At 67.8% G+C, this 12,177-nt stretch carries 11 protein-coding genes and 1 pseudogene; 9 read left to right on the forward strand and 3 right to left on the reverse strand.

What is annotated here, in order from left to right:
* Positions 1 to 195: 195 nt before the first annotated feature.
* Positions 196 to 742, reverse strand: a pseudogene (locus FV242_RS08115) (transglycosylase SLT domain-containing protein).
* Positions 702 to 1,199: a flagellar hook-length control protein FliK gene (locus FV242_RS08120; RefSeq protein WP_147909531.1), complete on the reverse strand. Its 498-nt coding sequence runs from the start codon at positions 1,197 to 1,199 to the stop codon at positions 702 to 704. The pseudogene FV242_RS08115 and the gene FV242_RS08120 overlap by 41 nt, the downstream one beginning before the upstream one ends.
* An 87-nt stretch (positions 1,200 to 1,286) precedes the next feature.
* On the opposite strand from FV242_RS08120, the gene FV242_RS08125 reads away from it, so the two are divergent.
* The 9 genes from FV242_RS08125 (at position 1,287) to FV242_RS08165 (ending at position 8,862) form a co-directional block, all read left to right on the forward strand.
* Positions 1,287 to 1,496 (forward strand): hypothetical protein, encoded by a 210-nt coding sequence (locus tag FV242_RS08125; RefSeq protein ID WP_147909530.1) that lies wholly within the window; start codon positions 1,287 to 1,289, stop codon positions 1,494 to 1,496.
* Between the two features lie 150 nt (positions 1,497 to 1,646).
* Positions 1,647 to 1,985: a hypothetical protein gene (locus FV242_RS08130; RefSeq protein ID WP_246692319.1), complete on the forward strand. Its 339-nt coding sequence runs from the start codon at positions 1,647 to 1,649 to the stop codon at positions 1,983 to 1,985.
* The gene (locus FV242_RS08135) at positions 1,982 to 2,176 is read left to right on the forward strand and encodes a hypothetical protein (RefSeq protein WP_147909529.1); all 195 of its coding nucleotides are present in this window, start codon (positions 1,982 to 1,984) and stop codon (positions 2,174 to 2,176) included. Before FV242_RS08130 ends, FV242_RS08135 begins: the two co-directional genes overlap by 4 nt.
* A gap of 7 nt (positions 2,177 to 2,183) precedes the next feature.
* Complete coding sequence (locus FV242_RS08140) at positions 2,184 to 2,411, forward strand: hypothetical protein (RefSeq protein WP_147909528.1); 228 nt, start codon at positions 2,184 to 2,186, stop codon at positions 2,409 to 2,411.
* Positions 2,412 to 3,130: 719 nt separating this feature from the next.
* On the forward strand, positions 3,131 to 3,802 hold the full coding sequence (locus tag FV242_RS08145; protein ID WP_187278360.1) for a sugar transferase: 672 nt from the start codon (positions 3,131 to 3,133) through the stop codon (positions 3,800 to 3,802).
* Positions 3,803 to 3,830: 28 nt separating this feature from the next.
* Positions 3,831 to 4,037, forward strand: a complete 207-nt coding sequence (locus tag FV242_RS08150) for a hypothetical protein (protein ID WP_147938577.1) — start codon at positions 3,831 to 3,833, stop codon at positions 4,035 to 4,037.
* 373 nt (positions 4,038 to 4,410) lie between these two features.
* Entirely contained in the window at positions 4,411 to 7,335 is a 2,925-nt protein-coding gene (locus tag FV242_RS08155; RefSeq protein ID WP_246692637.1) for a response regulator, read from the forward strand.
* Between the two features lie 70 nt (positions 7,336 to 7,405).
* Positions 7,406 to 7,765, forward strand: a complete 360-nt coding sequence (locus FV242_RS08160; RefSeq protein ID WP_147906986.1) for a response regulator — start codon at positions 7,406 to 7,408, stop codon at positions 7,763 to 7,765.
* A gap of 62 nt (positions 7,766 to 7,827) precedes the next feature.
* Positions 7,828 to 8,862: an adenylate/guanylate cyclase domain-containing protein gene (locus tag FV242_RS08165; RefSeq protein ID WP_147938578.1), complete on the forward strand. Its 1,035-nt coding sequence runs from the start codon at positions 7,828 to 7,830 to the stop codon at positions 8,860 to 8,862.
* Positions 8,863 to 8,962: 100 nt separating this feature from the next.
* Here the strand turns inward: FV242_RS08165 and FV242_RS08170 are convergent, their stop codons facing one another.
* Complete coding sequence (locus tag FV242_RS08170) at positions 8,963 to 12,136, reverse strand: efflux RND transporter permease subunit (RefSeq protein WP_147938579.1); 3,174 nt, start codon at positions 12,134 to 12,136, stop codon at positions 8,963 to 8,965.
* Positions 12,137 to 12,177 lie beyond the last annotated feature (41 nt).

Here is a 12,177-nt window from a genome sequence, read left to right on the forward strand (position 1 = left end):
TTGCTCAACGTATGAGCGGCCAATAGGCAGCATCCGCATAGAGTGGTCGGTAATCTGCGCTGTTGGCACTGAAGAAACCGTTCCTCGTCTGCATCTCTCGCCGCCTAGCCGGAAGGGACGTGGCATGCCTCGAGGGGATCGGCGCCGGCCACCGTGATCGAGCGTGCCCGCGGCCGCCCCCGGTCGAAGGGTGCATCACCGGTAGAACTGCGTCGCCGCCGGGGTCCATTGCCTGAATCCGGTCGCGACCATGTTGGCGACCACCCGGCAGATATACTGTTTCTGCGCCGCATTGTTGTTCGGCCCGGCATGGTAGCGCGCCACCGCCATCGTCCAGCTGCCCTCTCGCTTCTTGAACTCTTGGAGGAATTGGGTGGCGTACTGGACGTTCGCGAGCCGGTCGATCATGGCCTCGACCGAGCCGAGCTTGCCGCCGTGATAGAGGTGGTTGATCTGCATGCAGCCGAGGTCGATCGGGCGGATGCCCTTGCTGCGCGCTTCCGTGAAGCGAGCGATCACGTCCCGCGGCCCCGTTCCGAAATAGGCGGTTCCGGCGAAGCTCATGGCGTAGGGTTGAAGGGAGCCGCGCTTGCCGATCCTCGGTCAGGCCGACGGCGTAGAGCACGCCCAGCGGCACGCAGTAGCGGGCGGAGGCGCGCGCCATCTCGGCCTCGCAGACATTCGCCACTGCCGTGACAACGCTAGAGATAAATGCCGCTCTCACGAAGACGTACCACTTCATCCGTCCGTTCCCTTTTGCGTCTGTTGCCCGCTTGGCGCTGCTCGTCCTGCTGCTGTCTGGTGCCCTCGTTGCCCGCGCGGGCCCCGTCGTTGAACGATGGCGACGCGTGAAATTGTGAGCCGTCCGACGCGGTCGATGCCTCGGCTGAACGCGCCTGCCCGACGATGCCCCCGGCTTGGTAGCTGCCGTGGCTCAGGAGGTCGGTATGGATCGCCGTATGCTCGCGCAGCAGCGTGGCGGTCTCCGACTGCGAGGCGCGCGGATGGGTTAAAAACTGGCCGTTGGAGAGCTGCACCTCCAGGGTGACGACCCCGAGATCGTCCGGCCGAAGCCGGATCTTGAGGACGCGCAGCGGCCCGTCCGGGACGCCGCCAGCCGTCGGATCGGCATGGGTCCGGCCTTGCACGGCGGCCGCGGTCGCGCGCTCGAGCTTCTCCCGGATGGCCGTCGCGATCATCGGCAGGGTTCGGCGGGCAAGCTCGTGGCGGTCCCGGTTCCGTCGCGCGATCCGGCCGACACTGCGGCATCCTCCGCATGCTCGCCGATGGAGGCGAGAACGGCCCGCTCGATCCAGGAGATCACCTGGCTTTGCGCAGGTGCGACGCCCATCGGCTTCTGGGGGGCGGCCGTGTCGAATGCCGTGGTCGTGCCGCGGATCCGGCTTCGACTGGACCAGCGGCTGAAGCTTCAGCGCCGCTGCGGCATTCAGGGCCAGCAGCGCGGACAGGGCGCCTGCAGGATCGAGAATCGTTGACATCAGGGCCGGGCGGCTTCGCACTCGCAGGCTCGGGCGCGGGCGCGCCACCCGCGACGTTGGGCTTGAAACGAACCGCACGGCCCAGCACCGCGACGCTCGCCCCGGCGCCGCGAAGGACCTTCGCGACGTCAGGCGGATCTCGCTTTGGTGGCCGCCGAGGTGATTCGTAGGAAGGATTGCCGGCTGGCAGTCGGGCGCTTCGCGGCGTTCGTAGGCGTCGCCGAGACCACGGTGCGCAACGCGATCTGCGAGGCCCGGAAGCTCGAGCTGCTGACCGTCGAGGAGCGTCAGATCACCGGCTTCCGCAGCGAGACCAAAATCGTGCGGATCGTCTCGCCCGAATGGACCGCCCGGCCACGGCTGGCCCAAAGGGAGAATGCCGCCGAGTCTCCCCCGTCCGGAGAGAAGGTCATCACCACCCTGCTTTTCGGGGGGAGAGGGTGCAAGTCCGCAAAGCGTATGTCCGCTGAGGCTGCAGATCTGTGAAAGACGAGGCCAGCGGGACCAAAACAGGGGCTGCCGACAACCGGCTGTCGACCTCGACCAATCAGGCCAACCGAGAATGCGCGCGCGTGGTGGAACAGGCCGAGCCATGCGGTGAGGATCTGCAGCCGTTCGGCGAGACGGACGAGAAAACAGGATTGAGAACGAAACAGTTCTCGCAGTCGACCCGTTGAGGACGCCATGACCTGCATCGCGCTCCTTATCGAAGCCCCTCAGGGGGTACGGTTCCTCGTCGCCGCCACACCGCGGGAGGCTGCGCTGAAGGCCGAGTCCGTTATTGCCGCCATCCCGCAAACCCAGTTGCCCGTTCCAGCTTGGGTTGCGGGAGCTAGCTCTGGCACGGCCGATCGCCTGATGAACTACCTGGCCGACGTGCAGATGGAGCGCTTGCTGGAGGGGGCCCTCTGAGACCATCTCAGGATTTGCTAAAGCGTCGCCTCTTCCGTCTGTGCGCCTGAGGCGTTCGCGACACCGCAAAGCGTGCGGCGGCCAAGCTCGTGACGACAGGCGCTCTCCGGGCCAGTTCCCCACAGGGCGCCCGTGAAGCCTCGGCCGGGCAGTCGCGGGAGGGTCGGCGCGGCGGGGGAACTGGACACCGCAAGCGCCGGCACACGGCCCGGATCTCTGATCGTCGGAGGCAATCCGCAGGGATCTCAACGAGTACTGGTGACCCGACACAGAACTCCAGCCTCTGCTCCTACCTCGAACCCATTCAAATCCCACAGCAGGATTGATCTTGTTGTTGCGCCGCAAAGGCGAAATTTCGTCAAAAAACAAAATTTAAAATTGTTTTATTATGGGACTACTGTGCGCGTCTCATGCATATCCGTAATGCAGCTTAACCTCCCAGATTGGTTCTGCCACATTCGCGACATGATCCGCGGCGTTAACCAGCATTAGCCTGCTGAGGCGACCGCCAATATTTTTTAATATGCTCAACTACCGACAGAATGTTGGCCGTAATAGTTCGTTAACTTACCGATGATTTATCATTAGTTCCGTCTCTACTGTGAAGCATAGCCATGTCGCATACCGCAATTTACCAAGAGATCGAGCATGTTTTTGCATTGCGGCATAAGCTCGACATCACGCATTTTGGTGTGGATGTTGAGAAGGTCCCAAGCCCGGTGATCGAAGCGACCGAGGCTGTTCTGCCGGATACGCCGTTCGTGGCGCGTGGGCTTCGGCTGGATTGGGCGGCCAAGCGCGGGCTCGACATCGGGGTGGCGGCGACCGCGCTGTTCCTGCTGCTGCCGCTGATGCTGCTGATCGCCGTGCTGGTCTGGGCCGGCGACCGCAAGGCGCCGATCTTCCGGCACATGCGGCTCGGCCGGGACGGACGCAGCTTCGGCTGCCTGAAGTTCCGCTCGATGGTCACGGACGGCGAGGGCGTGCTGGCCGCGCACCTGGCCGCCAGCCCGAGCGCCCGTGCCGAGTGGGCCGCCACGCACAAGCTCTCCGACGATCCGCGCATCACCGCCATCGGCCAGGTGCTGCGCAAGACCTCGCTCGACGAGCTGCCGCAGCTGTGGAACGTGCTGCGCGGCGAGATGAGCCTGGTCGGCCCGCGCCCGATCGTGCAGGCCGAGGTCGCCCGCTACGGCCGGGCGTTCGCGACCTGCTTTGCCGTGCCGCCGGGCGTCACCGGGCTGTGGCAGGTCTCGGGCCGCTCCGACACCAGCTACGCCGAGCGCGTGGCGCTCGACCTGGACTACGCCAGCCGCTGGAGCCTGCGCCGGGACATCGCGATCATGCTGCGCACCGTCCCGGCCGTGCTCGCCCAGCGCGGCAGCAAGTAGCGTGGCCGTGCCGCCGAGGGACCGCGCCATGCAGGACGACAACCCGCTCTGGTACGACTACGCCGAGGCTGAGACGCCACCCTCCAGGCCTCTGCTGCTCTTGGCGAGCGTGCTGAGCCTGTCGCTGGGTGTGATGCTGCGTGCGGCCCGTGCGCACGAAGCCTCGCACCGGCTCTGGTCGCGGATCGTTGCCCGAGTGAGCCGCCGCCCGAAGATCGATGTGCAGCACCTTTGAATGTTAGGGCCGGCGATCCGGTCCGATGGCGCACAAGGTCGGCGACGCCGGTAGCCCCGCGCGCGTCGTGGCATAACGCTCGTCACCCCTGACCGAGCGTCGGCAGCGGGAGGCATGGGTGGGCGAGCCCCCCATTCCGAGCGTCTCGATCCGTCCACCGCGTCATTACAGCGGCACGACCGGCGACCGTCACCGCTCGGATACGGCGGCCGATCCGGAACCATACCCATCAACCCAGAAAACAGATCAGTAAACTGACAGCAGACTCACGATAGTCCGCATGGAGAAACCGTTCGGTATTGTGATTTCCGGATCCCCACTCCAAAGTGACTTGATATCGCGCTTCGATGTCATGGATCGATGACGCGGGTTCATGTCCGAGGAAGGCCCGGGAACCCAGCGTCGAAAGCTCGAGGCGGCAGGGCACGAGATGATGGCCTTCGACATGGAAACGGCGTCGCGTGACGGCGAGCGGCAACGCCTGATCGAGGCGATCGAGAGCAGTTCTGACGGCTTCGCCCTGTTTGATGCCGAAGGCCGCCTCAGCCTCTGCAACGGTCATTTCCGCGACTTTCATCCCAGCCTCGATGCCGTGATCGCCCCGGGGGCAGCGTTCTCCGCGATCGCGCGAGCCGCCGCGGAACGCTGCATCGTGCGAGAGGAGGGCGACACCGGCGACGCGTGGCTCGAAAGCCGGCTCGCACGTTTCCGCGACCCGCGCGGGCCGATCCTCCAGCAGCAGCGCGATGGACGCTGGATACAAATCAACGAGCGCCGGACCCGGGACGGCGGGACGGTCGCGGTTTACACCGACGTCACCGAGATCAAGCGCACCGAGCAGGCCCTGCTCACGACGCAGGGGCGGCTGACCTACCTCCTGACCGCGTCGCCGTCGATGATCTGCAGCTTCGAGGTGGGCGGCCGCAACGCGCCGACCTTCATCAGCGAGAACGTGCGCGACCTCCTCGGCTACGAGCCGAGCGATTACCTCTCCGGCCCCGAATTCTGGCTGGACCGGCTGCACCCCGAGGACCGGGACCGGGTCCTGGCGGAGTTCCCGCATCTGCTGGCGAATGGCCACAACGTCATCGAGTACCGGTTCCTGCGCAAGGACGGCACCTATCGCTGGGTCCGGGACGAGCAGCGCCTCGTCCGGGGCCCGGACGGCGAGCCCGTCGAGGTCGTCGAGTCGTGGAGCGACATCACCGAGCGCAAGGCGGCCGAGTTCGCGCTCCGGGAGCAGACGGCCTTCGTCGAGCTGCTGCAGGTCACCGCGGCCGCGGCCAACGAAGCCGCCACCGTCGAGGACGCCGTGCGGTTCTGCCTGGATCGGGTCGCGGCCCATACCGGATGGCCCCTCGGGCACGCCTACTGCTTGGCCGAGGCCGGGAGCGGAACCCTGGTGCCGACCGGCCTCTGGCACTGCGACGCGCCGGAACGCTTCGCGCGGTTCCGGGACGTCACGGCGCAGACGCCGCTCTCGGCCGGCGTCGGGCTCCCGGGGCGGGTCCTGGCGTCCGGCGCGCCGGCCTGGGTCCTCGGGGCGGAGCCGGAGCCTGGCCTCCCTCCCGCCGCGGCCGCGGACGGGATCCGGGCCGCCTTCGCCTTCCCCGTCACGATCGGGCGCGAGGTCGTGGCGGTGCTGGAGTTCTTCGCCTGTGAAACCCGGACGCCGGATCCGGCGCTGCTGAAGGTCATGGGCAATATCGGCGCCCAGCTCGGGCGGGTGATCGAGCGCAAGCGCGCGGAGGAGCACCTGCGTCAGGCCAAGGACGCCGCGGAGAACGCGAGCCGGGCCAAGAGCAGCTTCCTCGCCAACATGAGCCACGAGCTGCGCACGCCGCTCAACGCGATCATCGGCTTCACGCGGCTGGTGATGCGCCGGGCCAAAGACGTGTTGCCGCTGAAGCAGTTCGAGAACCTCGAAAAGATCCTGACGAGTTCCGAGCACCTGCTGTCGCTCATCAACACCATTCTCGACCTGGCCAAGGTCGAGGCCGGGCGGATGGAGGTGAAGGCGGCACAGTTTGCGCTGGAGCCCACCGTCGACATCTGCCTCCGGACGGTCGAGCCCCTGGTCAAGAGCGAGCGCGTGCAGCTGGTCAAGGACGTGGAGGGCCTGCCGGAGACGGTCTTCACCGACCAGGAAAAGCTCAAGCAGATCCTCATCAACCTCCTCAGCAACGCCATCAAGTTCACCGAGACCGGCTCGGTGACGCTGCGGGCCCGCGCGGTAGGGGACCGGATCGCGCTCGCGGTCTCGGATACCGGCATCGGCATCCCGGACGCGGCGCTGACCGTCATCTTCGAGGAGTTCCAGCAGGTCGACAACTCGGCGAGCCGCGCCCACAGCGGCACCGGGCTCGGCCTCGCCATCAGCCACCGGCTGGCGCGGATGCTCGGCGGGGACGTGGCGGTGGAGAGCCGGGAGGGTGTGGGCTCGACCTTCACCCTCACCATCCCGCAGCGGGTCGAGGGCGCTCTCGAACTCCAGCCGAGCCCGAAGCCGTCGGCGCCCGCGACGGCTGCCGCGCCCCGGACCGGGTCCAGGCTCGTGCTCGCGATCGATGACGACCCGAACGTCGTCTACCTGCTTCAGGAGAACCTGTCGGACGCCGGCTACGAGGTGGTCGGCGCCCCCAACGCCGAGGAGGGCCTACGCAAGGCGCGCGCGCTTCAGCCGCGCGCGATCACCCTCGACATCATGATGCCGGGCACGGACGGGTGGCAGGTGCTGCACGCGCTCAAGACCGACCCGCTGACGCGCGAGATCCCGGTCATCCTGATCTCGATCGTCGACCAGAAGGAGCTCGGCTTCCACCTCGGCGCCAGCGACTACATCGTGAAGCCATTCGAGCGCGAGTCGCTGATCGGCGCCCTCGGGCGCGCCGCCCCCAACAGCGAGCGCATCCTGGTAGTCGACGACGACCCGAACGTGGTCGATCTCGTCCGCCAGCTGCTGGACACCGAGGGCTGCACGATCGACTGGGCCCCGGACGGCGCCGCGGGACTCGAGCGCATCGCGCAGGCGCGCCCGAGCGTGATCCTCCTCGACCTGCTGATGCCGGGCATGGACGGTCTCACCTTCCTCGACCATCTCCAGGCTGATCCCGTCGGCCGCACGATCCCCGTCGTCGTCCTGACGGCGGCGTCGTTGAACGCGGCCGACCAGGGCATGCTCCGGGAGCGCGTGCGCGGACTGATCGACAAGCAGGGCCTCGACCGCGACGCCCTGGTCCGGGAGGTCAGGCGGGCGTTGCCGCTGGCGGACAACCCGGCGGCCGAGGTGACGCAATGAGCGCTGCCATCGGAAAGGCCGCGGCAGGACCGCTGGATCGCCCGCACGCAGCCTCCGAGGAGGTCGGCGGTTGAAGACCATCCTCATCGTCGAAGACGTCGCGCTCAACCGCGACCTGCTGATGCAGCTCCTGGAGGACGACTACGCGCTCGTTATGGCGGTCGACGGCGCCGCCGGCGTCGCGATGGCCGCGAGCCACACCCCGGACCTGATCCTGATGGACCTCTCCCTGCCGGTCATCGACGGCTGGGAGGCGACGCGGCGGATCAAGGCCGACCCGGCGACGGCCGGCATTCCCGTCATCGCGATCACCGCCAACGCGATGAGCGGCGACGCCGACAAGGCCAAGGCGGCGGGCTGCGACGACTTCATGACGAAGCCCGTCGACGAGGACCTGCTGTTCGCCAAGCTGCAACACTGGCTCGACTGAGCGCGGGCGGCCCCAGAGAGGCTTCAGCCCAGAGTGGCATCGGCCCGGAGAGAGCGAGACCCGTGGACCCAGCGCGCATCCTCATCGTCGACGACGAAGCCTTCAACCTCGACCTGCTGGAGCAGGAACTGGAGCTTCTCGGCCATGCGAGCGTCCGGGCCGCCAACGGGCGCGCGGCCCTCGATCTGCTGAACGCGGAGCCGTTCGATCTGGTCCTGCTCGACGTGATGATGCCGATCCTCGACGGCTACGCCGTACTCGACCGCATCAAGGCGCACGAGCGGCTGCGCCATACCCCGGTGATCATGATCTCGGCGCTGACCGAGATCAGCAGCATCGTGCGCTGCATCGAGATGGGGGCCGAGGATTACCTGCCGAAGCCCTTCGAGCCGGTGCTGCTCGAAGCCCGGATCCGCGCGTGCCTCGACCGGAAGCGGCTCCACGACCGGGAGATGGCGCATCTCGAAACCATCGAGCGGCAGCGCAAGCGCGCCGACGACCTGCTCCACGCGATCCTGCCCGTGGCGGCGGTGAGCGAATTGATGACCACCGGGCAGGTCAAGCCCCGGCTCTTCGACGATGTCGCGGTGCTGTTCATCGATCTCGTGGGATTCACGGCGTGGTGCCACACCCAAGGCCCCGAAGCCGTGGTCGCCGAGGTTCAGCGCCTCGCGGAGGCGTTCGAGGTGGTGGCCCACACGCACGGCATGGAGAAGATCAAGACGATCGGCGACGCCTTCATGGCGACCGCCAACCTGCTGTCGCCCCACGCCGACCCGGTGACCGCGGCGGTGCGCTGCGCCCGGGACATGGTCGCCATCGCGGGTGACGGGCCGACCGGCTGGCGGATCCGCGCCGGCATCCACATCGGTTCCGTCGTCGGCGGCATCGTCGGCCGGTCCAAGTTCACCTTCGATCTCTGGGGCGACACCGTGAACGTCGCCGCCCGCCTCTGTGCGCTCGGCGACGGATGCGCCGTCCACCTGTCGGAGGAGGCCTCGACCCGGGTGCAGGACGGCGGCGCGATCCGTCCCGTCGGCAAGGTCGCCCTCAAGGGGAAGGGCGAGTGCGAGGTCTATTGTTGCGCGTTGAGATAAGCGTTTCAACCGCGCGACGAACCACGCGAACCGCTACGGCGGCGGACAGGCTTCGACACATCCGCCTCGCTCCTGAGATCCCGGCCGGGCGTCATGGCGGTCAGGGGCTCTCCGAGACCGCCGCGACCGTCCCGGCCGGTGCGGGCCGCGGGCCCCGCGCGCGGCGCTCCTCGAGGCGCTGCAGGATGACGTAGAAGGACGGCACGAACAGCACCGCCAGGCAGGTCGAGGCGAGCATGCCGCTGAACACCGCGATGCCGATCGACTTGCGCGCCGCCGCCCCCGCCCCGGTGGCGGTGACCAGCGGCAATACGCCGAGGATGAAGGCGAACGAGGTCATCAGGATCGGGCGGAAACGCAGCCGCGCCGCCTCCACGGCCGCCGCCGCGATGTCGAGCCCGGCCTGCCGCTTCTCGCGGGCGACCTCGACGATCAGGATGGCGTTCTTGCTCGCCAGCGCGATCAGCAGGATCAGGCCGATCTGCGTGTAGAGGTTGTTGGCGACGCCGAGCGACAGCAGGGCCCCGACCGTCCCCAGGAGCGCCAGCGGCACGCCGAGCAGGACCGCCAGCGGCAGGATCCAACTCTCGTACTGCCCGGCCAGCACGAGGTAGACGAGCACGATGGCCAGCACGAACACCCAGTAGATCTGGGAGCCCACGGCCTTCTCCTGATACGACATCGCCGTCCAGTCGTAGCCCGTGCCCGGCGGCAGCACCTTCGCGGCGATCTGCTGCATCAGGTCCAGCGACTGCCCGGAGCTGAAGCCGGGGGCCGCCCCCCCCACGATCGTGGCCGTCGGATAGAGGTTGTAGAGGCTGATCAGGGATGGGCCCTGCACCGACTTGATCTCGACGACGGTGCCGAGCGGCACCATCACGCCGTTGCCGGCGCGCACCTTCAGGTTCTGGATGTCCTCCGGGCGCAGTCGGTAATCGGGCGCGGCCTGCACGTAGACCTGGAAGGTCCGGCCGAACTTGTTGAACTGCGTGACGTAGGACGATCCGACGTAGCTCGACAGCGTCGAGAACACCTGTCCGACCGTCACGCCCAGGGCCTCGGTCTTGATCCGGTCCACCGCGATCGCGATCTGCGGCGCGCCGGCCCGGAACGAGGTGTTGAGCTTCTGCAGCCCGGATTGCGCGGTCCCGTCGGCGACGATCGTCCGGGCGAGACTTTCCAGCAGCGGGTAGTCGAAGTCGCCGTTGCGCAACTCCACCTGCATGGTGAAGCCGCTGGCATTGCCGATGCCCTGGATCGGCGGGGGGATGAGCACGAAGGTCGAGGCGCCCTCCACCCCCTCCAGCATCGCGTTGAAGCGCTCGTAGAGGCTGCGCAGGTCCTGGCCCTTCTCCTTGCCCCGGGCATCCCAATCCTTGAGCACGACGTAGGCGACGCCGGCGTTGGGCAGGGTGGCGTTGGCATCGAGGACCGAGATGCCGCTGATGGTGAGCACGTTGTCCACGCCGGGCGTCGCCTTCGCGTGCGCGCTGATCCGCTGCATCACCGCGTCGGTGCGCTCCTTCGAGGCTCCGTCCGGCAGCTGCGCCCCGATGAGGACGTAGCCCTGGTCCTCGGTCGGCAGGAACGCGGTCGGCAGGCGGGTCAGCCCCCATCCGGCCAGGCCGATCAGCAGGAGCGCGACGGCGACCATGACGCCGCTGCGCCGGACCATGTGGCCGATCAGCCTTGCGTACCAGCCTTCGGCGACGCCGTAGACGCGGTTGAAGCCGCGGTAGAACACGTTGCGCTGCTCAGGCGGGACCGGCTTGCGCAGCCACAGGGCGCACTGGGTCGGCTTCAACGTGGCGGCGTTGACCGCGCTGATCAGGGCGGTGGCGGCGATCACCAGGGCGAACTGCTTGTAGAGCTGCCCGGTCAGGCCGGGCAGGAACGCGGCCGGCACGAAGACCGACATCAGCACCAGGGTGATGCCGATGATCGGGCCGAACAGCTCCTCCATCGCCTTCTCGGCCGCCGCCCGGGGCGAGAGCCCCTGGTCGATATGGTGGGCGACGCCCTCGACGATCACGATGGCATCGTCCACCACGATGCCGATGGCCAGCACGATGGCAAACAGCGTCGAGAGGTTCACGCTGAAGCCCATCGCCGCCATCGCCGCGAAGGCGCCGATGATCGTCACCGGGACCGTCGTCGCCGGCACCAGCATGGCGCGCCAGTCCTGCACGAAGACCAGGATGACGATCAGGACCAGGACGGCGGCCTCGAACAGCGTCGTGTAGACCTCGTGGATCGAGGCCTGCACGAACCCGGTCGTGTCGAACGGGATGCTGTAGACGAGGCCCGGCGGGAAGCTCTTGGCCAGCTCGCCCATCCGGGTGCGGACCGCCCCCGCCACCGTGAGCGCGTTCGCCTCCGGCAGCTGGAAGATGCCGAGGCCGGCGGCGGGCTGACCGTTCAGGGTGAACGACTGGCTGTAGGTCTGCGCGCCGAGCTCGACGCGGCCGACATCGCGCAGGCGGGTGATGCGGCCGCCGTCCTGCGCATCCGCCTTGATGACGATGTTCTCGAAGTCCGGGGCGTCGTTCAGCCGCCCGTTGACGTTGAGGGTGTACTGGAAATCCTGGCCGGCCGGGACCGGCGGCATGCCCACGGCCCCGGCGGTGACCTCCTGGCTCTGCTGCTGGACGATGGTGACGATGGCGTCGGGGGTGAGACCCCGGGCCTGCACGAGGTCGGGGTCCAGCCAGATCCGCATCGCGTACTGGCCGGCGCCGAACACCGTGACGTTGCCGACGCCCGGGAGCCGGGCCAGCTCGTTCTGAACGTTGATGACGCCGTAATTCGACAGGAACAGGCTGTCGAATGTCCCATCGGGGGCGGACAGGGTCACGAATTGCAGGACCGCTGTCGACTTCTTCTGAGTCGTGACGCCCTGCACCTGCACCGCCTGCGGCAGCGACGACATCGCGATGGCGACGCGGTTCTGCACCAGCACCTGGGCTTGGTCGCCGTCCGTGCCGATCGCGAACGTGACCGTGAGGGTGTAGGTGCCGTCGCTGGCGCTGGTCGACTGCATGTAGAGCATGCCCTCGACGCCGTTGACCTGCTGCTCGATCGGCAGCGCCACCGTGTCGATCACCGTGCGGGCGCTGGCCCCCGGATAGCGCGTGGTGACCTGGACCGTCGGCGGGACGACGTTCGGGTATTGCGACACGGGCAGGTTGAACAGCGACACCGCGCCGACCAGCACCATCACCAGGGCGAGCACGTTGGCCAGGACAGGCCGCTCGATGAAGAAGCGCGAGATCATGCCGTGGACCCTCGGTGCCGGCGTCTCAGGGGCGGCCCGCC

This window comes from Methylobacterium sp. WL64 (genome assembly GCF_008039945.1).
Lineage (GTDB): Bacteria > Pseudomonadota > Alphaproteobacteria > Rhizobiales > Beijerinckiaceae > Methylobacterium.